Genomic DNA, 22965 nt, shown 5'->3' with positions numbered 1-22965 from the left:
CCGCGTCCAGGCGCGGGGGCGCGATGGAATCGTCGGTCAGTCGCGTGCCTGCGCGCTGTAGTCCACGACCGGGCCTGCCACCTGGCGACCCGCCTGCCAGACCGCCTCGATGCTGCGCGTGTTGCGGATGTCGTCGAGCGGATTCGCAGACAGCACGACGAAGTCTGCGCGCTTGCCCGGCTGCAGCACGCCGCGGTCGTCGAAACGCAGCAGCTGCGCCGCCGCGCTCGTCGCCGTGACCAGCGCCTGAGCGGCGCTGAAACCGGCCTGATCGACCATCAGTTCCAGTTCGCGATGCTCGGCGAAGCCCGGCACGCGATGCGGCAGGGCACCGGCGTCGGTGCCGAACCCGATCCGCACGCCGGCCGCGTGCAGCGTCGACAGGTTGGCGAGATTCACCGCCAGCGCATCGCGATGCTTCTGCGTGGCCGGGTCGGCCAGCCTGGTCTCGCGCCAGCCCGCGTCCGACCATTGCGCGCGTACCGACGCGGGCAGGGCGTTGCGCAGGAACGGCGTGTCCAGCCACGCCGGCTGTTCGGCGTAGATGTAGTTGGCCTCGTCGATCTGCAGCGTGGCGATGTAGCCGGTGCCGGCGGCTTTCATGGCCTCGACCAGCGGCGCCTCGATGGCGCGGTCGCGGATGCCGTGGGCGATGATGTCGACACCACTGGCGACGAGGTCGGCCGCCGGCGCCAGATCGTGGATGTGCGCGGCGACCAGCAGGTTGTGGCGATGCGCTTCCTCGATCGCGGCCTTGTAGATTTCCGGCTGCATCTGCGGCGCCTTGCCACCGAGATCGTCGACCCAGAGCTTGATCATGTCGACGCCCGCTTCGGCCTGCGCGCGCACCGCGGCGCGTGCGCCATCGGCATCCGTCGGCCGTGCGACCGGATCATCGGTCAGGCCCATGTTCGCCGCGGGCGGTGCCCCGTCCGGCGTACCGACGCCACCGCCGGCGCCATAGAGCTGCGCGCCGAGCATCGGATCGGCATTGATCGCATTGCGGATCTCGCCGAATGCACTGCCGTTCATGCCCAGCGAGGCGACGGTGGTGATGCCGTACGCCTGGAACTGGCGCAGATCGGCCGAGACCTGCGCCTGCGTGTAGAAGCGATCGCCGTGCTCGGTGCCCTTCGTGTTGCCGACGTGCGCATGGTCGTTGACGAGGCCCGGAATGATGAAACGTCCCGCATGGTCGACGCGTTTGGCGCCGTCGGGCAGATCGGTCGCGCCCGCTTCGGCGATGCGTTCGATCAGGCCGTCGCGGATCACCAGCGAGACTTCACCGAGATCGCGGGTGCCATCGAACACGCGGGCGTTCTCGATGATCGTCACGCCATGCCCGGCCGGAGCCGTCGCGGTGTCGGGCGTGGCGGTGTCGTGCTGCTGCGCGCCGCCGCAGGCAACCAGACAGACGGAAGCGGCGAGCGCGGCAGCGGTGCCCAGGCGTGATCGCATGCGGAGTCCTCGAAGGATTGAAGGACGGGCCAGCATAGCCGCCACAAGGTGGCGGCCATGTGTCCGCAATGCGTCACTCCGGGTCGTAATCCAGGTTCGACGCGAGCCAGCGCTCGACCTGCGACAGCGACACGTTCTTGCGCCTGGCGTAATCCTGCGCCTGTTCCTTCGATACGCGACCGACCACGAAATACTGGCTCTTGGGATGACTGAAGTAGTAGCCGGAGACCGCCGCGGTCGGCAGCATCGCGAAGCTTTCGGTCAGTGTCATATCCGCGTTGTTGCCGGCATCCAGCAGTTCGAACAGCCGGCCCTTCTCGCTGTGTTCCGGGCAGGCCGGGTAGCCGGGGGCGGGGCGGATGCCGCGGTATTTCTCGGCAATCAGTGCATCGTTGTCGAGCGTCTCGTCCGTGTCGTAACCCCAGTAATCCATACGCACCCGCTGGTGCAGGCGCTCGGCCAGGGCCTCGGCCAGACGGTCGGCCAGTGCCTTGAGCAGGATCGCGTTGTAGTCGTCGTGCGCGGCTTCGAAGCGGGCGACGTGGGGTTCGATGCCGATGCCTGCGGTCACCGCGAACGCGCCGATCCAGTCCTGCTCGCCGCTGTCCTTCGGCGCAATGAAATCCGCGAGGCAGAAGTCGGGACGTTCGACCGGCTTGTCGACCTGCTGGCGCAGGAAGTGCAGGGTCACTTCGCCATCGTCGTGTTGCAGCACCACGTCGTCGCCGATGCTCTGTGCCGGCCAGATGCCGAACACCGCCTTCGCGGTCAGCCACTTCTCCTCGACGATCTGCTTCAGCATCGCCTGCGCATCGCGGAACAGCTCGCTGGCCTGGGTGCCGACGACCTCGTCGGTGAGGATCGCCGGGTACTTGCCGAACAGCTCCCACGCGTTGAAGAACGGCGTCCAGTCGATGACCTCGAGCAGATCCTCGAGCGGGTAGTCGTCGAAGACGTGCAGACCGGGTCTGTTGGGCGTGGGCGGCGTGTAGTCGCCCCAGCCGCCGTCGAACTTCTGTCCGCGGGCCTTGGCCAGCGATACCAGCCGCTTGGCATCGCCGCGGTTGGCGTGGCGCGCGCGGATTTCGGCGTAGTCGGCGTCGTTGGCCGCGACGAAGTCGCCGCGCAGGTCGGCACTGATCAGCGACTGCACGACGCCCACCGCGCGCGAGGCGTCCTTGACCCAGACTGTCGGCGAGGCGTAATGCGGCGCGATCTTCAGCGCCGTGTGCGCGCGTGACGTCGTCGCGCCGCCGATCAGCAGCGGCGTCTCGAAGCCCTGGCGCTTCATCTCGCGCGCCACGTGGCTCATCTCTTCCAGTGAAGGCGTGATCAGGCCGGACAGGCCGATCACGTCGGCCTGCACTTCGCGGGCCTTGTCGAGAATCGTCTGGGTCGGAACCATCACGCCGAGGTCGACGACCTCGAAGTTGTTGCAGGCCAGCACCACACCGACGATGTTCTTGCCGATGTCGTGGACGTCGCCCTTGACCGTCGCCATCAGCACGCGGCCGTTGTTCTTGCCGGTATCGCCGGTGCGCGCCTTCTCGGCCTCGATGTAGGGCAGCAGGTAAGCGACCGCCTTCTTCATCACGCGCGCGGACTTGACCACCTGCGGCAGGAACATCTTGCCGGCGCCGAACAGGTCGCCGACGACGTTCATGCCGGCCATCAGCGGGCCTTCGATGACGTCGAGCGGGCGTTGGGCGGCCTGGCGCGCTTCCTCGGTGTCGGCCTCAACGTACTGGTCGATGCCGTTGACCAGCGCGTGCGTGAGGCGCTGCTGCACCGGCGTCTCGCGCCAGGCGAGGTTCTCGACCTTGGCCGCGCCCTTCTTGCCCTTGTAGCGCTCGGCCAGGTCCAGCAGGCGCTCGGTGGCGTCGCTGCGGCGATTGAGTACCACGTCTTCGACGCAATCGCGCAGTTCGGGATCGAGATCGTCGATGACCGGCATCGCGCCGGCGTTGACGATGCCGAAGTCCATGCCGGCCTTGATCGCGTGGAACAGGAACACCGCGTGGATCGCTTGGCGCACGACCTCGTTGCCGCGGAACGAGAACGACACGTTGGAGACGCCGCCCGAGACATGGCAATGCGGCAGCGTCGCCTTGATCTCGCGCGTCGCTTCGATGAAGTCGACCGCGTAGTTGTCGTGCTCGGCGATGCCGGTCGCGATGGCGAAGATGTTGGGGTCGAAGATGATGTCTTCGGGCGGAAAGCCGACGACCTCGGTCAGGATCCGGTAGGCGCGTGTGCAGATCTCGACCTTGCGGTCCTTCGTGTCCGCCTGGCCGACCTCGTCGAAGGCCATGACCACGACCGCCGCGCCGTAGCGCAGCACTTTCCGCGCCTGCTCGAGGAACGCGGCTTCACCTTCCTTGAGCGAGATCGAGTTGACCACGCCCTTGCCCTGCAGGCATTTGAGGCCAGCCTCGATGACGCTCCACTTCGAGGAGTCGACCATCACCGGAATGCGCGCGATGTCGGGCTCGGCAGCGATCAGGTTGAGGAAGGTCGTCATGGCCTGCTCGGAATCGAGCATGCCTTCGTCCATGTTGACGTCGAGGATCTGCGCGCCGCCTTCGACCTGCTGGCGCGCGACCTCGACGGCTTCCGGGTAGCGGTTTTCCTTGATCAGCTTGCGGAACGCCGCCGAGCCGGTGACGTTGGTGCGCTCGCCGACGTTGATGAAGAGCAGCTCGGGCGTGACGACCAGCGGCTCGAGGCCGGACAGGCGCGTATGACGCGCGACGCTCATGCGGCCTGCTCCACGGCCTGCGACGACGGGACGCGCGGCGCGACATCGGCCACCGCCGCGGCGATCGCGCGGATGTGGTCGGGCGAGGTGCCGCAGCAACCGCCGACGATGTTGAGCAGGCCGGCAGTCGCGAATTCGCGCAGCACCTCGGCCATGTCCTCGGGCGTCTCGTCGTAGCCGCCGAAGGCGTTCGGCAGGCCGGCATTCGGGTGGCAGGACACGCAGGTCTGCGCGACCTGCGAGAGTGTCTCGACGTGCGGACGCAGGTCCTTGGCACCGAGCGCGCAGTTCAGGCCCACCGCATGCGGGCGTGCATGCTGCAGCGAGTACCAGAAGGCTTCGGCGGTCTGGCCCGACAGCGTACGGCCCGAGGCGTCGGTGATCGTGCCGGAGATCATCACCGGCAGGCGGCCGCCACGTTCGTCGAACACGGTCTCGATCGCATAGAGCGCGGCCTTGGCATTCAGCGTGTCGAACACCGTCTCGACCATCAGGATGTCGGCGCCGCCGTCGATCAGGCCGAAGCTCGCATCGCGGTAGATCGACACCAGCTCGTCGAAGGTCACCGCGCGGTAGCCGGGATCGTTGACGTCGGGACTGATCGAGGCGGTGCGGCTGGTCGGGCCGAGAATGCCGGCGACGAAGCGCGGACGGTCCGGCGTGCGCGCTTCGGCGGCGTCGCAGGCCGCGCGCGCGAGCGCGGCGCCTTCGCGATTGAGTTCGTGCACCAGGTGCTGCAGCCGGTAGTCGGCCAGCGACACTGCGGTCGAGTTGAAGGTGTTGGTCTCGACGATGTCCGCGCCGGCGGCGAGGTAATCGGCGTGGATGCCCTGGATGATGTCCGGACGGGTCAGCGTGAGCAGATCGTTGTTGCCGCGCTGGTCGTGGCTCTCGCAGCCGCAGCCGGCGCCGTGCGCATGACCCTCGATGGTATGCAGCGCATCGTAGCCCTGCGCGAAGCGTTCACCGCGGTAGTCGGCTTCGGTCAGTTCGAAGCGCTGGATCATTGTGCCCATCGCGCCGTCGAGCACGAGGATGCGCTGCGCAAGCGCCTGTTCCAGCGCCTCGACCCGCGCCGGGTGCAGCCACGCCATCAGGGCTTCCTCGCGATGATCGAGATGACCTCGAAGTGCGGTGGTCGCTTCTCGCGGGTCACGGTTTCGGCGCTGTGGATCTCCAGGCCGGCTTTCGTCACGAAGCGGCGCAGTTCCTTGTCCGGGAACCCGAGGTTGGCGTGGCCATAGGCCTGGACCGCGGTTTCATGGCCGTGCCTGTCGAGACTCGACAGCAGCAATCGACCGCCGGGGCGCAGCACGCGCGCCGCCTCGTTGACCGCCTGCGCGGGCCTGGTGGCATAGGTCAGCGCGTGCATCAGTACGACGAGGTCGAAACTGGCGTCGTCGAAGGGCAGGGCATGCATGTCGCCCTCGCGCACTTCGACGTTGGTGAAGCGCTTGAGGCGTTCGGCCGAGGCGGCGACGACGCGACGGCTGGCATCGAGACACACGTAGCGGTGCGCGTGCGGCGCCAGCAGTTCGGCGAGCACGCCGTCGCCCGACGCGATGTCGAGCACGTCGCCGGTTTCCAGCAGCGGCAGCGCCGAGCGTGCCAGTGCCTCCCAGGTGCGGCCCGGCGAGTAGTGGCGCTCCATGTCGCCGGCGACGGTATCGGCCCAGCTCTGGTCGGCGGCGCGCATCGCCAGCACCGCCGGCGTGCGCTCGGCATCCTGACGCAGCAGCGGATCGTCGCTGCCGGTGCTCAGCGCCTGCCACAGGGCGCGCTGGGCGTGATCGAGCGCGGCATCGTCGAAGCGGTAGTAGGCGGAGACGCCGGCGCGGCGGTCGCGCACCAGATTGGCTTCCTTCAGACGCGCCAGATGGGTGGACACGCGCGGCTGCGCAAGCCGGGTGATCGACGACAGTTCGGCGACTGTCAGTTCCTCGACTTCCAGCAGGGCCAGCAGACGGACGCGGGTGGGATCGGCGAGCACTTTCAGGCGCGCGGACCAGGCTTCCAGATCCATCAATATCTCCATATCGCGATATAGAGATAATTGTCGGCGCAGCCGTCTGCGTGGTCAAGGATTGCAGCCGAGCATCGTCACCGGACGGTCACACGCCCGACCGCGTTTTCACGACGTCGCGCAAGCCTGTTTCGCCACGATTCATGCTGCACTGCGGAACGTGTTTTTCGGGCCTTTTGCAGGGGCGCGACGTTACAATCTCCGGATCATTTTGGTCGCAGGAGTTGCATGCCGTGGAGTTCGGTTTCAGCGAAGAGCAGTTGATGATCCAGGACATCGCGCGACGGATCGCACAGGAACGCATCGCGCCCAGCGCCGAGCACCACGACCGCACCGGTGACTTCCCCGTCGAGAACATGAAGGTGCTCGGCGAAAACGGCCTGATGGGCATCGAAGTGCCCGACGAGTACGGCGGCGCGGGCATGGACCCGGTGTCCTACGTGCTGGCGATGGTCGAAGTGGCCGCAGCCGACGCCGCGCACTCGACGATCATGTCGGTCAACAACTCGCTGTTCTGCAACGGCATCCTGACCCACGGCACCGAGGACCAGAAGCAGGCATACGTGCGCGCGATCGCCGAAGGCCGCGAGATCGGCGCGTTCGCGCTGACCGAGCCGCAGTCGGGTTCCGATGCCACCGCGATGAAGTGCCGCGCGGTGAAGCAGGCCGACGGCAGCTACGTCATCAACGGCAAGAAGAGCTGGATCACGTCCGGCCCGGTGGCGAAGTACTTCGTGCTGTTCGCGATGACCGATCCCGACAAGGGCGCCCGCGGCATCACCGCGTTCCTCGTCGACGGCAGCCGCGACGGCTTCCACCGCGGCAAGACCGAGCCCAAGCTCGGCATCCGTGCCTCGGCGACCTGTGAGATCGAATTCCAGGACTACGTGGCCCAGGCATCCGACGTGCTCGGCGAGGAAGGCCAGGGCTTCAAGATCGCGATGGGTGTGCTCGACGCCGGCCGCATCGGCATCGCGTCGCAGGCCATCGGGATCGCCCGCGCGGCGTACGAGGCGACCATCGCATACGTCAAGGAGCGCAAGGCCTTCGGCCAGCCGATCGGCGCGTTCCAGATGACCCAGGCGAAGATCGCCGACATGAAGTGCAAGCTCGACGCGGCCCTGCTGCTGACGCTGCGCGCCGCCTGGCTCAAGGGCGAGGGCAAGCGCTTCAGCAACGAGGCCGCGATCGCCAAGCTGACCGCATCGGAAGCCGCGATGTGGATCACCCACCAGGCACTGCAGATCCACGGTGGCATGGGCTATTCGAAGGAGATGCCGATCGAACGGTATTTCCGCGACGCCAAGATCACCGAGATCTACGAAGGCACCAGCGAGATCCAGCGTCTGGTGATCGCCCGCAACGAGACCGGTCTGCGCTGAGCCGCATGCCGCTTCTCCACGCCAGCATCGCGTGTGTCCGTCGCCTGCGTCGCCCCCGTGGCGTCGCGGCGTCGGTGGTACCCGACCCGGTCGCGCGTGCGGCCGTGTGGTCCTGATTCTTCCTTCCCGTCGGCCCGCGTGAGAACGCGGGCCTCATTGCATCGGAACGTCCGTCGTCATGACCTCATCCCGCAAAACCGGTAAAGCCGCGCCCACCGGCGCTTCGAAGGCCGCCAGCGCCTCCGCCACGAAACCGCCTGCCAAGGCCGCGAAGTCCGCAAAGCAGGCCGCGCGCGTGCAGCCCGCACCGCCGCCGCGCGCCGGCGCAGGCTTGCTGGCGCCGATCTTCGACGCCGTGCGCCGCCGCGCCGGCAAGGCCGCGCACGCCGATGCGAGTGCGTTCGCCCAGGCGTTCTACCGCCGCATGACCGAGGACGAACTGCCGCTGCACAGCGCCGACGGCTGGGCCGCGCTGGCCGCGGACCTGTTCGAGTTCGCCGCCAGGCGCAAGCCGGGCACCGCGAACGTGCGCCTGTTCAACCCTTCGATGAAGACCCACGGCTGGGAATCGCCGCACACCGTGCTGCAGATCGTCAACGACGACATGCCGTTCCTGGTCGACTCGGTGACGATGGCGCTGGCCGAGCAGGGCATCGGCGTGCACGTGCTCGGTCACCCGGTGCTGTCGATCGCGCGCGATCGCGCGGGCCGTCTGACCGGCGTGGGCGAGGGCGAGACCGAATCGGTGATGCATCTGGAGATCGACCGCCAGACGCCGGAAGACAACGCGCGCATCGAAGCGCTGGTGCGCGGCGTGCTCGAGGACGTGCGCATCATCGTGGCCGACTGGCCGCGCATGCGCGAGCGCATGCTGGACATGGCCGACACGCTGGCCTCGCGCAACATCCCGGTGTCGGACGCGAGCCGCGCCGAAGCGCAGGAGTTCCTGCGCTGGGCCGCCGACGATCACTTCACCTTCTTCGGCGTGCGCGAGTACAAGGTGCGCCGCAAGGGCGACGATGCGCGCCTGGAAGCGGTCGCCGACAGCGGGCTGGGCCTGCTGCGCACGCCGGGCACCGTGAAGTCGCGCCCGATCAGCGAGCTCGGCGCCGACGCGCTGCGTCGCGAGGGCCTGATCGACCCGCTGATCCTCACCAAGACCAGCGCCCGCTCGACGGTCCATCGTCCGGGCTACATGGATTACATCGGCATCCTGAGCTACGACGCCGACGGCAACGTCACCGGCGAGCTGCGCTTTCTCGGCCTCTACACCTCCAGCGCCTACACCCGTCGCCCGTGGGACATCCCGCTGGTGCGCGAGCGCTTCGCGCACGTGATGCGCGAGTCGGGTCTCAAGCCCACCGGCCACAGCGGCAAGGCGCTCAAGCACCTGCTCGAAACGCTGCCGCGCGACGAGCTGTTCCAGTCGACGCCCGACGAGCTGTTCCGTCTCGGCACCGGCATCCTCGGCCTGCAGGAGCGCGTGCGCAGCCGCCTGTTCCTGCGCAAGGACCGCTACGGCCGCTTCTATTCGGTGCTGGTCTACATCCCGCGTGACCGCTTCAATACCGACGTGCGTCGCCGCATCGAACAGCTGCTGCGCGACGTCATGCAGGCCGACCACGTCGATGCCAGCGTGATGCTGGGCGAATCGCCGCTGGCCCAGCTGCATCTGATCGTGCGTCCGCGCGCCGGCGTCGCCGCCGACATCGATCAGGCGGCGCTGGAACAGTCGCTGCAGGCGATCGTGCGCAACTGGCAGGACGATCTGCGCGACGAACTGGTCCGCCGCCACGGCGAGGCCGACGGCCTGCGCCTGTCGTCGCGCTTCGGCCGTGCGCTGTCGCCGGGCTACATCGAGTTCGCGTCGCCGGCCGCCGCCGCGACCGACGTGGAGAAGCTCGCCGCGGTGTCGACCGACGACACGCTGCAGCTGGGGTTCTATACCCAGCCGCTGCCGACCACCGGCGAGTCTGTGCTGCATTTCAAGCTCTACCGCCGCGACGCGCACATCCCGCTGTCGGACGTGCTGCCGGTGATGGAGAACCTCGGCCTGCGCGTGATCGCCGAGCATCCCAACCGCATCGAGGCCGACGGCAGCACGCTGTTCCTGCAGGACTTCTACGTCGAGGCCACCGCCGGTGCGATCGACGTCGAAGCGCGCGCGCAGGCCTTTACCGAAGCCTTCGCCCGCATCTGGCACGGCGATGCCGAGAACGACGGCTTCAACCGTCTGATCCTCGGCGCCGACCTCGACTGGCGCCAGGTCGCGATGCTGCGCGGCTACTGCAAGTACCTGCTGCAGGTCGGCGTGCCGTTCTCGCAGGCCTACGTCGAGGACACACTCAATCGCTATCCGCTGCTCGCGCGTCTGCTGGTCGAAGTCTTCGAAGCGCGCTTCGACCCGGCGACGGGCCGCGAGACCAAGGTGCAGATCGAAGCCGGTGCCCAGTTGCTCGGTGCCCAGCTTCGGGCGCTGTCGGGTGGCGACGAGGCCACGCTGACCGTCCTGCAGCCGGTGCTCGCCGCACGCAACGGCAACCGTGATGCGCAGTACGACGCGGCGCGCGAGGGCCTCAAGGGCCTGCTCGATCGCGTGTCCAGCCTCGACGAGGACCGCATCCTGCGCAGCTATCTGGGTGTCATCGACGCCACGCTGCGCACCAGCTACTACCAGACCGCCCGCGATGGCGGCCTGCTCGACACGATCAGCTTCAAGTTCGATTCCGCGCGCGTGCCCGAGCTGCCCAAGCCGCGTCCGTATCGCGAGATCTTCGTCTACGGTCCGCGCGTGGAAGGCATCCACCTGCGCTTCGGTCCCGTCGCGCGTGGTGGCCTGCGCTGGTCGGACCGCCGCGAGGACTTCCGCACCGAGGTGCTGGGCCTGGTCAAGGCGCAGATGGTCAAGAACACCGTCATCGTGCCCGTGGGCTCGAAGGGCGGCTTCATCGTCAAGCGTCCGCCGGCCGGCGGTGACCGCGATGCGCAGTTCGCCGAAGGCGTCGCCTGCTACACCCTCTTCATCAACGGCCTGCTGCAGATCACCGACAACATCGTCGACGGCGCGATCGTGCCGCCGGCCGACGTCGTGCGCCACGACGACAACGATCCGTACCTGGTCGTCGCCGCCGACAAGGGCACCGCGACCTTCTCCGACATCGCCAACGGCATCGCTCGTGAGCACGGCTTCTGGCTCGACGATGCGTTCGCGTCCGGCGGCTCGGTCGGCTACGACCACAAGGGCATGGGCATCACCGCGCGCGGCGCCTGGGAGTCGGTCAAGCGGCACTTCCGTGCGATGGGCCGCAACTCGCAGACCGAAGACTTCACCACGGTCGGCGTCGGCGACATGTCCGGCGACGTGTTCGGCAACGGCATGCTGCTCAGCGAGCACATCCGTCTGGTCGCCGCGTTCGATCACCGCCACATCTTCATCGATCCGAATCCGGATGCCGCGCGCTCCTTCGTCGAACGCCAGCGCATGTTCGCCATTCCGCGTTCGAGCTGGGAGGACTACGACAGGTCGCTGATCGCCAAGGGCGGTGGCGTGTGGCCGCGCAGCGCCAAGTCGATTCCGCTGTCGGCCGAAGCGCGGCAGGCGCTGGGCATCGAAGGCGATGCGACGTCGATCAGCCCGAACGAGCTGATGTCGGCGATCCTGCGCGCGCCGGTCGACCTGCTGTGGAACGGCGGCATCGGTACCTACGTCAAGTCCTCCAGCGAAACCCACGCCGATGTCGGCGACCGCGCCAACAACGCCTTGCGCGTCGACGGCCGCGACCTGCGCTGCAAGGTGGTGGGCGAGGGCGGCAATCTGGGTCTGACCCAGCTTGGCCGCATCGAAGCGGCGCAGCACGGCGTGCTGCTCAACACGGACTTCATCGACAACTCGGCCGGCGTGGACACGTCCGACCACGAGGTCAACATCAAGATCCTGCTCAATGCGCTGGTGCAGGACGGCCGCATGAAGCTGCCGGCGCGCAACAAGCTGCTGGCCTCGATGACCGACGAGGTCGCCGGCCTGGTGTTGTGGGACAACTATCGCCAGAACCAGGCGCTGAGTCTGATGGAGCGCATGAGCGTGTCGCGCCTGGGGTCCAAGCGCCACTTCATCCGTACGCTCGAGGCGCAGGGCCTGCTCGATCGGCAGATCGAGTTCCTGCCCTCGGACGCCGAGATTTCCGAGCGCAAGGCCAAGGGCCAGGGCCTGACCCGTCCGGAGCTGGCGGTGCTGCTGTCGTACTCCAAGCTGGTCGCGTTCGACCAGATGCTGGCCTCCGACATCCCGGAAGATCCGTACCTGTCGCGCGAACTGCAGCGCTACTTCCCGCAGCCGCTGCAGAAGAAGTATGCCGAGCTGATGGAAGGCCACCGCCTCAAGCGCGAGATCATCGCGACCGCCGTCACCAACACCATGATCAACCGCATGGGCGCGACCTTCCTGCTGCGCATGCAGGAAGACAGCGGCCGTTCGCCGGGCGAGGTGGCCAAGGCGTTCACGATCACCCGTGAGACGATCGAAGCGCGTGCGCTGTGGGGCGAGATCGATGCGCTCGACGGCCAGGTACCCGAGTCGGTGCAGGTCGACGCCCTGCAGGTGATCTGGAACCTGCAGCGTGCGTTCACCCGCTGGCTGCTGGCGCGTCCGGGCGCGTTGCCCGACATCACCACGGCGGTTGATCGCTACCACGACGGCTTCCATGCGATCCGCGATGGCCGCCAGATCATCGCCGACGGCCAGCGCGCCGAACACGACGCCAGCCTGCAGGCCTGGATCGAGAAGGGCGTGCCGAAGGCGCTGGCCGTGCAGCTCGCGGCCCTGCCGTACCTGGAAGCGGCGTGGGACATCATCGAGGTGGCCAGCGAGCGCAAGCAGAAGCCGGTCGACGTCGCGCGCCTTCACTTCCGTCTCGGCGAAGCACTCAACCTGCCGTGGCTCACCGCGCAGATCGACGCACTGGAAGTCGACGGTCGCTGGCACGCGGTCGCGCGAGGCGTGCTGCGCGAGGAACTCGGCCAGCAGCACCGCGCGCTCGTCGGCCAGGTGCTGGCGATGCCGGGTGCCACGCCCGAGGCCAAGGTGCAGGCGTGGCTGGAACGCGACGACGCCGCACTGCGCTTCACGCTGTCGATGCTGTCGGAGCTGGCCGCGCAGAAGTCGCTGGACTACCCGACCGCCTCGGTCGCGGTGCAGCGTGTCTCGCAGCTGATACAGCGCATCTGAGGTCGCACTCTCGGAACCACACCTTCCCCCGCGTGCGGGGGAAGGACGGGATGGGGGCGGACAGTCCGGTTGCGCACACATCGATCCGCGCGATGAGCAGACCGCATGAGACGGGCGGCAAGACGGCCTGATGCTTTGCCCCCACCCAACCCTCCCCCGCAGGCGGGGGAGGGCGCCGGTACGCTTCTGCTCCGAAACTGACCACGCGTCTGCAGACATACGCCTGCGCTAAGCTGCGTCGACGTTCACGCACCGGCCTTTCGATGACCGCCAATCCCCGCATCGCCTTCGTCGCCAGCCAGACCGACGAGGCGCAGCGCGCCCTGTCGGCGCTGACCGGCCTGCACGGTCAGTGCGATCCGGAATCGGCCGACGTGCTGGTGCCGCTGGGTGGCGACGGCTTCATGCTGCAGACCCTGCACCGGCACGGACAGCTGGGCAAACCGGTGTTCGGCATGAAACTCGGCACGGTCGGGTTCCTGATGAACCACCATCGCGAGGACGGCCTGCTGGCGCGCATCGAACGCGCGGAACCCACGGTGCTGCATCCGCTGGAAATGACCGTCGACACCGAATCGGGCGCGACGGTGAAGCAGCTCGCCTACAACGAGGTCTCGCTGCTGCGGCAGACCCGCCAGGCGGCGCATCTGAAGATCGAACTCAACGGCGTGACCCGCCTCGAGGAACTCGTCGCCGACGGCGTGATCCTGTCGACCGCGGCCGGCAGCACCGCCTACAACTTCTCCGCGCACGGCCCGATTTTGCCGCTGGGCGCGGGCGTCGTCGCGCTGACGCCGATCGCGCCGTTCCGCCCCCGCCGCTGGCGCGGGGCCATCTTGCGCGCCGAGACGGAAGTGTGTTTTCGCGTGCTCGATCCCTACAAGCGTCCGGTCAGCGCGACCGGCGATTCGCACGAAGTGCGCGACGTCGTCGAAGTGCGGATCCGCGAATCGCGCGAACGCCACGTCACCCTGCTGTTCGACCCCGAACACAATCTCGAAGAACGCATCCTCAGCGAGCAGTTTGTGGTCTGAGCACAATCACGTGGTGCTTGCGCTGTGGGCGATGCGTCGGGTTAGATATCGCCGGGTCGTGGGGACGACCACTCAGGGGAAGACAGATGGATTCTGAAAAGGATGTCGCCGTTGCGCCGCCGGGCTGGCTGCGCCGCAAGTTGGAAGGGTTCTACCGCAGGCGCGACGCGATCAAGAAAGATCCGGTCGCGGGCACGGTGCTGTTCATCGTGATCGCCGCCATCGGCTTCGGCGCCAGTGAAGCGTATGGGTACGCGAAGGAGAAGCTGCGTGATCCGGATGCTTATCTTGTACAGATGGCCAGAACGCAGGAAGCAGAGTTCGCAACACTCAACCAGAGCCTGCGGGATCTCAGCAACAGTCTGGATTCGTCTGAAGGTCGGCGGGAACTCGGCAGTATCAAAGGCGCGGTGGCGGGCATCGAGAGTCAGAACAGAGATCTGCTGCGGATGCTGGCGTTGTCGAAGCGCGAGAACGCACGGATTGCGCAGCTGGCGGAAGCACGCAGTGGTATCCATGGTGGTTATGACTTCCTTCTGACCGAGAATTCGGGTGTGCGCCTCGACAGCATGAATGTGCTCGGCGTGAGCAACATTTCGGGCACGCAGGTGATCGCCAATATCAGCGGGCCGAGCGCACCTTCGGATCGCAAGTATCTGCGCAGCGGACAGGGGATCGACTATCGCGGAGCCGACGGACGTGAGTGCAGCGTCTCGTTGCTCTCGATCGAGAACGGCGATTCCGCCGCGTTTGCGGTGGCGTGCGGCTGACGGATTCCGCGGAGGCAGAGGGCCGGGCGTCGCGCGGCATCGGAACCTTCGGTTCTCGCGCCTGACAAGTGCGGGCGGCGAGGCGCGATGCCGCATAATCTCCGTATGCCCGACCTGTCCGTCCCCACGCTGACCATCGCGATCACCACGCGCGCCCTGTTCGATCTGGAGGACAGCCATACGCTGTTCGAGCGCGAGGGCATCGACGCCTATGCCGAGCACCAGCGCGCCCACGAGGACGACATCCTCGAGCCCGGCATCGCGTTTCCGCTGGTGCGCAAGCTGCTGGCGCTGAACGTCGATGCGCCGGCAGACGCGCCGCACGTCGAAGTGATCCTGCTGTCGCGCAACTCCGCCGACACCGGCTTGCGGATCTTCAACTCGATCCAGCACTACGATCTGGGCATCACCCGCGCGACGTTCACCTCGGGCGAGCCGACCTGGCCCTACATCAAGCCATTCGGCACGCAGCTGTTCCTGTCGGCGAATCCGGATTCGGTGCGTCGCGCACTCGAGAACGGCATTGCCGCGGCGACGATCATCCCGGCGCGCGCGCCCGCGCACCGCAACGACCAGCTGCGCATCGCCTTCGACGGCGATGCGGTGATCTTCGGCGACGAGGGCGAGCGCCTGTCGCAGGAAGGCGGTCTGGACGCGTTCCACAAGCACGAGCGCGAGCGTGCGCGCGAGGAAATGACCGGCGGCCCGTTCCGCGGTTTCCTCGCCGCGCTGCACGACCTGCAGGCCGCCTATCCGTCGGGCAAGGACGCGCCGATCCGCACTGCGCTGGTCACCGCGCGTTCGGCCCCCGCGCACGAGCGCGTGATCCGCACGCTGCGCGCCTGGGGCGTGCGTCTGGACGAAGCGCTGTTCCTCGGCGGTCGCCCGAAGGGACCGTTCCTCGATGCCTTCGGCGCCGACATCTTCTTCGACGATTCGCAGCACAACATCGACTCGGCCCGCCCGCACGTCGCTGCCGGGCACGTGCCGCACGGCTGGTCGAACCGCTGAGCGATGGCACGCTGGCTCGACCGGCTGCTCGGCCGCGACACCGGACAGCGCAAGCCCTACGTGCGTCGCCATGACGGACTGGTCTCGCTGCAATTCATCCGCAGCCAGACCCAGAGCCGCATGGTCGGCGACGATCCCGATCGCCTGCTGATCGACTACACGCGCACGATGTTCGCGGCCCTGCTGTGGCATCCCGCGCCGGCAGTGCTGGGCATGGTGGGGCTCGGCGGTGGTTCGCAGGCCAAGTTCGCGTACCGCAATCTCCCCGAGACGCGCATCGAGGTGGTCGAGAACAACCCGCACGTGGTCGCGCTGCGCGGTGATTTCGGCATTCCCGATGACGATGCGCGGCTGTCGGTCACTGTCGACGACGGCGTGCGCTTCGTGCAGGCGCGACCCGCACACTTCGACGTGTTGCTGGTCGACGGCTACGACGAACACGGCATTCCGGCCGAGCTGTCGACGCAGATTTTCTACGACGCCTGCCGCGACGCCTTGAGCGCGCAGGGTGTGCTGGCCTGCAATCTGTACGTGCGCGATCCGCAGACGCACGTGGACAAGCTCAAGGACGCCTTCGGCGCCGATCAGGTGCTGGTCGTCGACGAACCCAGGATGAGCAACCGGGTCGCGTTCGCATGGCGCGGCGCATTGCCGATGCTCGACGCCGAGGCGCTGACCGGACGCGTGCCGTTGCAGGTGCGTGCCTTGCTGCCGGACGTGTTCCCGCGCATCGCGGTGCGGGTGGTGCGGCATCGGACGGTTACGGGGCGCTAGCTCATTTCCATGCCGTCATCCCGGCGAAAGCCGGGATCCAGTGCCTTGCATGCAGTCAGTACTCGCGGGTTCCCGTGTCAGCGATCGTGGAACGGTGTGCCAAGTCGCTGGATCCCGGCGTACGCCGGGATGACGCCGCGACATTGCACCCCCGCCCATTCCCCTGCACAGTCGCCGGTCGACTGCACACGTCCATGGGGGACATCGAATGCAACGCTGGATTTTCAAGCTCGCCTGCGCGCTGGCGCTCGCGACGGGCGCGCCGCTCGCGCTGGCGGCCACACAGGGCGGAATGACGCTCGAACAGGTCGCGCAGACGCGCGCGGTCACGCAGGCGCAGGTCAGCCCGGACGGGAGCGAGGTCGCCTACATCCTCTCGGTGCCGCGTACGCTCGGCGTCGACCCCGACGGTCCGGCGCGCAGCGAACTGCATGTCGTCGACCGCAACGGCACCAGCCGCGGCTTCATCACCGGCAAGGTCGACGTGGCCTCGCCGCGCTGGCTGCCCGACGGCCAGCGCGTGGCCTATCTGTCCAAGCGCGAAGGCGACGAGACCCGTGGCCTGTACACGATTCCGCTGCGCGGTGGCGAATCGACCCGCGTGGCCAGGCTCGCCGGTGACATCGCCAGTTACGATCTCTCGCCCGATGGCCGTCGCGCGGCGCTGATGTCGTCGCAGCGCGAGAGTGATGCGCGCAAGGCGCTGCGCGAGAAGGGCTTCTCGCAGAAGGTCTACGAAGAGGACTGGCGCCCGGTCGAACTGTGGATCGCCGAGCTCGGCAGCGAAGCCGCACCGCGTCGCATCGAGATCGACGGCAGCGTGCAGGGCGTGCGCTGGAGCCCGGCGGGTGATCGTCTCGCGGTGGTCGTCGCGCCGCGTCAGTTGACCGACGACACCATGGTCGAAGCGCGCGTGCGCATCTACTCGGTCGAAGGTCGCGAGCTGGGCCGCGTCGACAACCCGGGCAAGCTCGGCGACATGGCCTGGAGCGCGGACGGCGCCCATCTGGCGATCATTTCCGCCGCCGACAGGAACGATCCCAGCGACGGTCGCCTGACCGTCGTCGGCCGTGATGGCGGCCCCCAGCGCGATCTGCTGCCGGGTCTGGAAGGGCACGTGCGCGCGGTCGGCTGGCGGGACGCATCGACGCTGGTGTTCGTCAGCCACGAAGGCGTGCAGAGCCGTCTGGCGCAGATCCAGGCCGATGGCAGCGATCAGCGCACGCTGCTCGACGCCGGCGGTCCGGTGCACATGGGACTGAGCGTTTCGCCACGCGGCGACATCGCGCTGGTCGGCAGCGATCCGACGCATCCCTCCGAAGTGTTCCTGCTGGCCTCGGGCAGCGCCGAGCCGCGTCGCCTGACCGACAGCAACCCGTGGCTCGCCGATGTGCGTCTGGCCCGCCAGGAAGTCGTGCGCTACACCGCGCGTGACGGCCTGGAACTCGAAGGTCTGCTGGTCCATCCGCTGGAGCGTCGCGGCAATGCACGCGTGCCGCTGATTCTGGTGGTGCATGGCGGTCCGGAATCGCACTTTTCCAACGCCTGGTTGAACGGCTATTCGCAGCCGGCGCAGGTCGCGGCCGCACAGGGCTTTGCCTCGTTCTTCCCGAACTACCGCTCCAGCACCGGCCGCGGCGTCGCGTTCTCCAAGCTCGGCCATGGTCGCCCCGGCATGGAGGAGTTCGACGACGTGGTCGACGGGGTCGATCACCTCGTCGAAACAGGTCTGGTGAACCGCGACAAGGTCGGCATCACCGGCGGGTCCTACGGCGGCTACGCCAGTGCCTGGGGCGCCACGTACTACAGCGAGCGTTTTGCCGCGTCGGTGATGTTCGTCGGCATCTCCGACCAGGCCAGCCTGGTCACGACCGGCGACATCCCGTACGAGCAGTACAACGTGCACATGCAGACCTGGCCCTGGGAAAGCCCGGAGATGTACCGCCAGCAGAGCCCGATCACGCATGCGGAGAAGTCGCGCACGCCGACGCTGATCCTCCATGGCGAAGCCGATCCGCGCGTTCCGGTGATGCAGTCCTACATGATGTACCGCTATCTGCAGCTGGCCGGTCAGGCGCCCGTGCGGCTGGTGCTGTATCCGGGCGAAGGCCACGGCAACAGCCGGGGCGCGTCGCGCTACGACTATTCGCTGCGGCTGATGCAGTGGATGACCCATTATCTGACCGGGCCGGGCGGCGAGCCGCCGGCGTACGAGATCGACTACGCGCTGCCCGCAACGCCGGCAAAGAGCTGATCGGACGGTCTGTGGGATCCGAGCCGCGCCGGCGATCCGGCGCGGCTTTTTCATGTCCGCGCGCCACGGGCGAACTGCGTAGTCGCGAGGCTGCGGATCTCCGGCGCAGCGCGCGCGTGGCACGCCACTAAGCGAAGCCGAACGCGCCCACTTCACGCGGTCATCGCCTGCGCATCACGTGTCGTTGCCCGCCGCGTCCCTATCGTCTTGCGCATCGATCCGCGACGTGCAGCGTCTGCAACGCATGCACCGCGCCGGAACGATGCGACGGCATCAGGCCTTCGCTCACACCGATCACATCCGCCTGGAGAGCCCCATGTCCAACAAGACCGCGCACACCCTCAACGATCTCATCGCCATCGCCCGCGACGGTAAGGAGTTCTACGAAGAGGCCGCGCAGAAGGTCGACGACGCCGAGCTGCGCACCCTGTTCGCACGCATCGCCACGACCAAGTCCCAGCTCGTCAACGAACTCAGCGCCGCAGTGCAGGCCGCCGGCGGCAAGCCGGAGGATTCGGGCACGTTCGTCGGCAGCATGCAGCAGATGTACGGCAAGGTCCGTGCGACGCTGGGCGACACCGAGTACGGCTACGTGGCCGAGCTCGAGGAGTCCGAGGACCGTCTGCTGGAAGCCTTCGACGAGGCTTCGCGCGATGCCGACACGCCGCCGGCCGCCCGCGACGTCGTGGTCCGCCTGCTGCCGGAAGTCCGCGCCTGTCACGACGTGATGCGCACCCGCAAGCTGGCGATGAAGAACGCGAAGTAAGCGGAGCGTTAGAAGTCGCAGTGGAGCGTGAGATGCAAGTGATGCTTGCGCCGCGCTTCCAGAAGAAGGGCCGATCATTGATCGGCCCTTTTTTCGTGGTGATGGCTGGAACGCCTCCACAGAGCGGTTCGAGCGCGGTAAACCGTCGCGCACTGCGTTACGGGCTCCGCCGGATCGGCGATGCTGGCGGATCTTCCTCGAGACGGGCCGCCGCACGCTTGTCGACGCCAATGACGGTTGTTTGCACCCCATCAATCCTGCGTCCCGCTGACGGGCGGTTGCGCACGCAACCGTCGAAGCGTGCAGGCGCGACTGGCAGAATCGCCGGCTCCCCGTCCTGCGCAGCACGATGACCGCCACCGCTCCGACCGCGCCCGCCAAGGGCCGGGTCCTGTTCGCCAGCCTGATCGGCACGACGATCGAGTTCTTCGACTTCTACATCTACGCCACCGCCGCGGTGCTGGTGTTTCCGAAACTTTTCTTCCCGCCCGCCGATCCCGCATCCGCCACGCTGCAATCGCTGGCGACGTTCGCACTGGCATTCTTCGCGCGTCCCATCGGCTCGGCGGTGTTCGGCCACTACGGCGATCGCGTCGGGCGCAAGGCCACGCTGGTGGCGGCGCTGCTGACGATGGGCGTCTCGACGGTGGTCATCGGCCTGCTGCCGACCTACGCGCAGATCGGCGTGGCGGCGCCGCTGCTGCTGGCGCTGTGCCGGTTCGGGCAGGGCCTGGGCCTGGGCGGCGAGTGGGGTGGGGCGGTGCTGCTGGCCACCGAGAACGCACCGCCCGGCAAGCGCGCGTGGTACGGCATGTTCCCGCAGCTCGGCGCACCGCTGGGGCTCTTCCTGTCGACGGCGATCTTCCTGCTGCTGACCGAAGTGATGGACGACGCGGCGTTCTTCGCCTGGGGCTGGCGCATTCCGTTCCTCGCCAGCGCGGTGCTGGTGCTGGTCGGTCTGTGGGTGCGTTTGCGCATCACCGAGACGCCGGATTTCCAGAAGGTGCTCGACAAGGGCGCGCGCGTGCGTCTGCCGATGCGCGAGGTGCTGGTCAACCAGTGGCGCGGCCTCGTCGCCGGCACCCTGCTGGCGCTGGCGACCTTCGTGCTGTTCTACCTGATGACGGTATTCGCGCTGAGCTGGGGCACTTCGCGCCTGGGCTACACGCGCGAACACTTCCTGCTGCTGCAGCTGGCCGGCGTGGTCTGTTTCGCGGCGACCATCCCGGTGTCGGCCTTGTATGCGGACCGCTTCGGCCGCCGCCGCGCCATGCTGATCGCCAGCGCCGGCATCGCCGTGTTCGGCCTGTGCTTTTCGCCGTTGTTCGTCGCCGGCAGCCATCTCGGCACGCTGGCGTTCCTGATGATCGGTCTCGGCCTGATGGGCCTCACCTACGGCCCGGTGGGCACGCTGCTGGCCGAGCAATTTCCGACCGCGGTGCGCTACACCGGCGCCTCGCTGGCCTTCAATCTCGCCGGCATCTTCGGCGCTTCGCTGGCGCCCTATATTGCGACCTGGCTCGGCGACCGGCACGGGCTGGCGTCGGTGGGCTGGTACCTCGCCGCAGCCGCGATGCTGAGTTTCATCGCGCTGTGGCGCCTGCCGCGCGATGGCGCCTCCGCCACGGGCTAGACTGCCGCGCCCGGACCTCGGAGTCGCGCATGCATCACTGGCTGCTGTTGAGTGCCGCCGTCGCCGTGCTGGTGGGCATGCTGCTGCCGCTGCAGGCATTGCTCAACGCGCGCGTCGGTGCACTGACGCACGGCGCGCTGTTCGCCTCGTTCTTGTCGTTCGCGGTCGGCACGCTGGCCTTGGCACTGGTGCTGGTGGTCACGCGCACGCCCCTGCCGTCACTGCGCACGTTCGGTGCGCTGCCGCCATGGTTGTGGCTGGGTGGCCTGATCGGTGCGCTGTTCGTGTTCTGCGGCACGCTGCTGGTGCCGCGCCTGGGCGCGGCGGGCATGATCTGCCTGGTGGTCGCCGGACAGCTGGCCGGGTCCCTGCTGCTCGATCACTTCGGCGTGCTGTCGCAGCCGCGTCCGGTCGACGCGATGCGGCTGGCCGGCGCGGCGCTCGTCGCGATCGGTGCGCTGCTGGTGGTGCGTCCATGGCAATCGGCATGAACATGCTCGCGACACTGCCCGCGCCGATGCGCGAGGCGCTGCAGTGCGCCTATGCAACGCCGCCCCGGGCGTATCACAACTTCGGTCACGTCGAGACGCTGCTGCGGCATTTCAATGAAGTCGCCGCGCGTGAAGGCTGGTCGCAGCCGCGCGAGGTGCAACTGGCGATCCTGTACCACGACGCGATCTACGACGCGCGCGCCGGCGACAACGAAGCGCGCTCGGCCGGGCTTGCGGTCGAATCGATCGCACGCTGGCTGCCCGACGCGGGTGTCGATGCGCAGCGCGTGGCCGATCTGATCCTGCTCACCGCGCGCCACGGCCGGCTGTCACCGGCGGATTTCGTCGACGATCCGCATCCCGACGACGCACGCCGGTTCCTCGATTGCGACATGGCGATCCTCGCCGCGGATGCAGCCGCGTTCGACGCCTACGATCGCGGCATCGCCACCGAATACCGGCACGTGCCGCGCTGGCTGTATGCGGTCAACCGACGGCGTTTCCTCAAGAGTCTGCTGGCGCGCCCGCGCATCTATCTCGACGACGGCTTCCATGCGCGCCTGGATGCGCAGGCCCGGCACAATCTGCGGCGCGCAGTCACCACCAAGCGCTGAGGCCGCGCCGTCGGGCGCGCGGCGGTATCATCCGCACCATGGCGAAGCTCCTGCTCAACATGCGCTACGTGCCCGAAGACGAGGCCGCCGACGTGCGTGCCTTTCTCGACGAGGCGCGCATCGACTGGTACCAGACCCGGCCCAGCCCCTTCGGCATCTCGCATGGCGGCATCTGGCTGCGCAACAACGACGACCTGCCGCGCGCCAAGGCGCTGATGGCCGACTACCAGCGCGAGCGCCAGGCGAACGCACGCGCCGCGCAGGCGCAGGCCGAACGCGACGGCACCGCCGAGACCTTCGCCGACATCGTCCGCGCCGATCCCAAGCGCGTGGTGCTCATCATCATCGCGATCGTGTGCCTGATCGGATTCATGGCGGTGCCGGGCTATATGCTGTCGCGCTGAACGCGGCTGTGCGCCCGCGTCACGTCGGCGCGATGCGCCGGCCTGCATGATCGACGCCTGTCCGTTACCGCCCGGGCCGGTTCCACATCGCCGGGCGGGGGCGGGCAACCAGACCTGCCGATGGTGTTCCGCATGCCGACCACGCCCAGCCGCGCGCATCCCAAGCCGAAGACCAGACCCTGGACGCGGCCCAATCCGAAGCCGCAGTCCGCGCGCGGCCATCTGTCGACCGCGCAGAGGGACGCCGCGCAACAGCGCGCCGACGAGGCCGGTCGTCGCTATCCCAACCTCGTCGACAACATGTGGGCCAGCCGCCACCTCGCGAAGGACGGTTCGCCGAAAGCCTGAAGCCTGGGATGGGCGGTGCGC

Annotated in this window: 17 protein-coding genes; 13 read left to right on the top strand and 4 right to left on the bottom strand. The window is 67.9% G+C overall.

Annotated elements, in window-relative coordinates; all coding sequences use genetic code 11:
- Positions 1-36 precede the first annotated feature (36 nt).
- From E2F49_RS04725 to E2F49_RS04710, 4 genes are all read right to left on the bottom strand, one after another.
- Entirely contained in the window at positions 37-1458 is a 1422-nt protein-coding gene (locus E2F49_RS04725; protein ID WP_133392809.1) for an amidohydrolase family protein, read from the bottom strand.
- Positions 1459-1531: 73 nt separating this feature from the next.
- A complete protein-coding gene (metH, locus tag E2F49_RS04720) occupies positions 1532-4216 on the bottom strand; it encodes a methionine synthase (RefSeq protein WP_133392808.1) in 2685 nt (894 codons plus the stop codon).
- On the bottom strand, positions 4213-5310 hold the full coding sequence (locus E2F49_RS04715; RefSeq protein ID WP_133392807.1) for a homocysteine S-methyltransferase family protein: 1098 nt from the start codon (positions 5308-5310) through the stop codon (positions 4213-4215). The genes metH and E2F49_RS04715 overlap by 4 nt, the downstream gene beginning before the upstream one ends.
- Entirely contained in the window at positions 5310-6239 is a 930-nt protein-coding gene (locus tag E2F49_RS04710; RefSeq protein ID WP_133392806.1) for an ArsR/SmtB family transcription factor, read from the bottom strand. Before E2F49_RS04710 ends, E2F49_RS04715 begins: the two co-directional genes overlap by 1 nt.
- Before the next feature lie 224 nt (positions 6240-6463).
- Between E2F49_RS04710 and E2F49_RS04705 the strand changes: the two genes are divergently transcribed.
- The 13 genes from E2F49_RS04705 (at position 6464) to E2F49_RS04645 (ending at position 22944) form a co-directional block, all read left to right on the top strand.
- Positions 6464-7621, top strand: coding sequence for an acyl-CoA dehydrogenase family protein (locus E2F49_RS04705; protein ID WP_341777504.1), 1158 nt, complete (start codon positions 6464-6466; stop codon positions 7619-7621).
- Between the two features lie 178 nt (positions 7622-7799).
- Positions 7800-12845: an NAD-glutamate dehydrogenase gene (locus E2F49_RS04700; protein WP_133392805.1), complete on the top strand. Its 5046-nt coding sequence runs from the start codon at positions 7800-7802 to the stop codon at positions 12843-12845.
- A 263-nt stretch (positions 12846-13108) separates the two neighbouring features.
- Positions 13109-13879 (top strand): NAD kinase, encoded by a 771-nt coding sequence (locus tag E2F49_RS04695; RefSeq protein WP_133392804.1) that lies wholly within the window; start codon positions 13109-13111, stop codon positions 13877-13879.
- Positions 13880-13965: 86 nt separating this feature from the next.
- Positions 13966-14649, top strand: coding sequence for a hypothetical protein (locus E2F49_RS04690; protein WP_133392803.1), 684 nt, complete (start codon positions 13966-13968; stop codon positions 14647-14649).
- A gap of 105 nt (positions 14650-14754) precedes the next feature.
- On the top strand, positions 14755-15660 hold the full coding sequence (locus E2F49_RS04685; protein ID WP_055248475.1) for a 5'-nucleotidase: 906 nt from the start codon (positions 14755-14757) through the stop codon (positions 15658-15660).
- 3 nt (positions 15661-15663) lie between these two features.
- Entirely contained in the window at positions 15664-16434 is a 771-nt protein-coding gene (locus E2F49_RS04680) for a spermine/spermidine synthase domain-containing protein (protein ID WP_133392802.1), read from the top strand.
- A gap of 208 nt (positions 16435-16642) precedes the next feature.
- Positions 16643-18688: a S9 family peptidase gene (locus E2F49_RS04675; protein WP_133392801.1), complete on the top strand. Its 2046-nt coding sequence runs from the start codon at positions 16643-16645 to the stop codon at positions 18686-18688.
- A 316-nt stretch (positions 18689-19004) separates the two neighbouring features.
- Positions 19005-19454 carry a PA2169 family four-helix-bundle protein gene (locus E2F49_RS04670; RefSeq protein ID WP_133392800.1) on the top strand — a complete coding sequence of 150 codons (450 nt, stop codon included), beginning with the start codon at positions 19005-19007 and terminating at the stop codon, positions 19452-19454.
- A gap of 349 nt (positions 19455-19803) precedes the next feature.
- Entirely contained in the window at positions 19804-21087 is a 1284-nt protein-coding gene (locus E2F49_RS04665) for an MFS transporter (protein ID WP_133392799.1), read from the top strand.
- A 29-nt stretch (positions 21088-21116) separates the two neighbouring features.
- Positions 21117-21578, top strand: a complete 462-nt coding sequence (locus E2F49_RS04660; protein WP_055248465.1) for a DMT family transporter — start codon at positions 21117-21119, stop codon at positions 21576-21578.
- Positions 21575-22192, top strand: coding sequence for an HD domain-containing protein (locus E2F49_RS04655; RefSeq protein WP_133393456.1), 618 nt, complete (start codon positions 21575-21577; stop codon positions 22190-22192). The genes E2F49_RS04660 and E2F49_RS04655 overlap by 4 nt, the downstream gene beginning before the upstream one ends.
- 38 nt (positions 22193-22230) lie before the next feature.
- Positions 22231-22596, top strand: a complete 366-nt coding sequence (locus E2F49_RS04650; RefSeq protein ID WP_055248461.1) for a DUF6164 family protein — start codon at positions 22231-22233, stop codon at positions 22594-22596.
- A gap of 132 nt (positions 22597-22728) precedes the next feature.
- Positions 22729-22944, top strand: coding sequence for a hypothetical protein (locus E2F49_RS04645; protein WP_133392798.1), 216 nt, complete (start codon positions 22729-22731; stop codon positions 22942-22944).
- Positions 22945-22965 lie beyond the last annotated feature (21 nt).

This window comes from Luteimonas terrae, from assembly GCF_004358165.1.
Classification (GTDB): Bacteria; Pseudomonadota; Gammaproteobacteria; order Xanthomonadales; family Xanthomonadaceae; genus Luteimonas; species Luteimonas terrae.
The sequence above is the reverse complement of the archived record's forward strand: the minus strand, read 5'-3'. Positions and strand labels throughout refer to the sequence as shown.

What these genes read in the sequence shown, in the direction of transcription:
- E2F49_RS04700 (WP_133392805.1), top strand. Translation starts at nt 7,800, where the DNA reads ATGACCTCATCCCGCAAAACCGGTAAAGCCGCGCCCACCGGCGCTTCG.
- E2F49_RS04710 (WP_133392806.1), bottom strand. Translation starts at nt 6,239, where the DNA reads ATGGATCTGGAAGCCTGGTCCGCGCGCCTGAAAGTGCTCGCCGATCCC.
- E2F49_RS04685 (WP_055248475.1), top strand. Translation starts at nt 14,755, where the DNA reads ATGCCCGACCTGTCCGTCCCCACGCTGACCATCGCGATCACCACGCGC.
- E2F49_RS04645 (WP_133392798.1), top strand. Translation starts at nt 22,729, where the DNA reads ATGCCGACCACGCCCAGCCGCGCGCATCCCAAGCCGAAGACCAGACCC.
- E2F49_RS04690 (WP_133392803.1), top strand. Translation starts at nt 13,966, where the DNA reads ATGGATTCTGAAAAGGATGTCGCCGTTGCGCCGCCGGGCTGGCTGCGC.
- E2F49_RS04665 (WP_133392799.1), top strand. Translation starts at nt 19,804, where the DNA reads ATGACCGCCACCGCTCCGACCGCGCCCGCCAAGGGCCGGGTCCTGTTC.
- E2F49_RS04675 (WP_133392801.1), top strand. Translation starts at nt 16,643, where the DNA reads ATGCAACGCTGGATTTTCAAGCTCGCCTGCGCGCTGGCGCTCGCGACG.
- E2F49_RS04695 (WP_133392804.1), top strand. Translation starts at nt 13,109, where the DNA reads ATGACCGCCAATCCCCGCATCGCCTTCGTCGCCAGCCAGACCGACGAG.
- E2F49_RS04725 (WP_133392809.1), bottom strand. Translation starts at nt 1,458, where the DNA reads ATGCGATCACGCCTGGGCACCGCTGCCGCGCTCGCCGCTTCCGTCTGT.
- E2F49_RS04670 (WP_133392800.1), top strand. Translation starts at nt 19,005, where the DNA reads ATGTCCAACAAGACCGCGCACACCCTCAACGATCTCATCGCCATCGCC.
- metH (WP_133392808.1), bottom strand. Translation starts at nt 4,216, where the DNA reads ATGAGCGTCGCGCGTCATACGCGCCTGTCCGGCCTCGAGCCGCTGGTC.
- E2F49_RS04715 (WP_133392807.1), bottom strand. Translation starts at nt 5,310, where the DNA reads ATGGCGTGGCTGCACCCGGCGCGGGTCGAGGCGCTGGAACAGGCGCTT.
- E2F49_RS04655 (WP_133393456.1), top strand. Translation starts at nt 21,575, where the DNA reads ATGAACATGCTCGCGACACTGCCCGCGCCGATGCGCGAGGCGCTGCAG.
- E2F49_RS04660 (WP_055248465.1), top strand. Translation starts at nt 21,117, where the DNA reads ATGCATCACTGGCTGCTGTTGAGTGCCGCCGTCGCCGTGCTGGTGGGC.
- E2F49_RS04680 (WP_133392802.1), top strand. Translation starts at nt 15,664, where the DNA reads ATGGCACGCTGGCTCGACCGGCTGCTCGGCCGCGACACCGGACAGCGC.
- E2F49_RS04650 (WP_055248461.1), top strand. Translation starts at nt 22,231, where the DNA reads ATGGCGAAGCTCCTGCTCAACATGCGCTACGTGCCCGAAGACGAGGCC.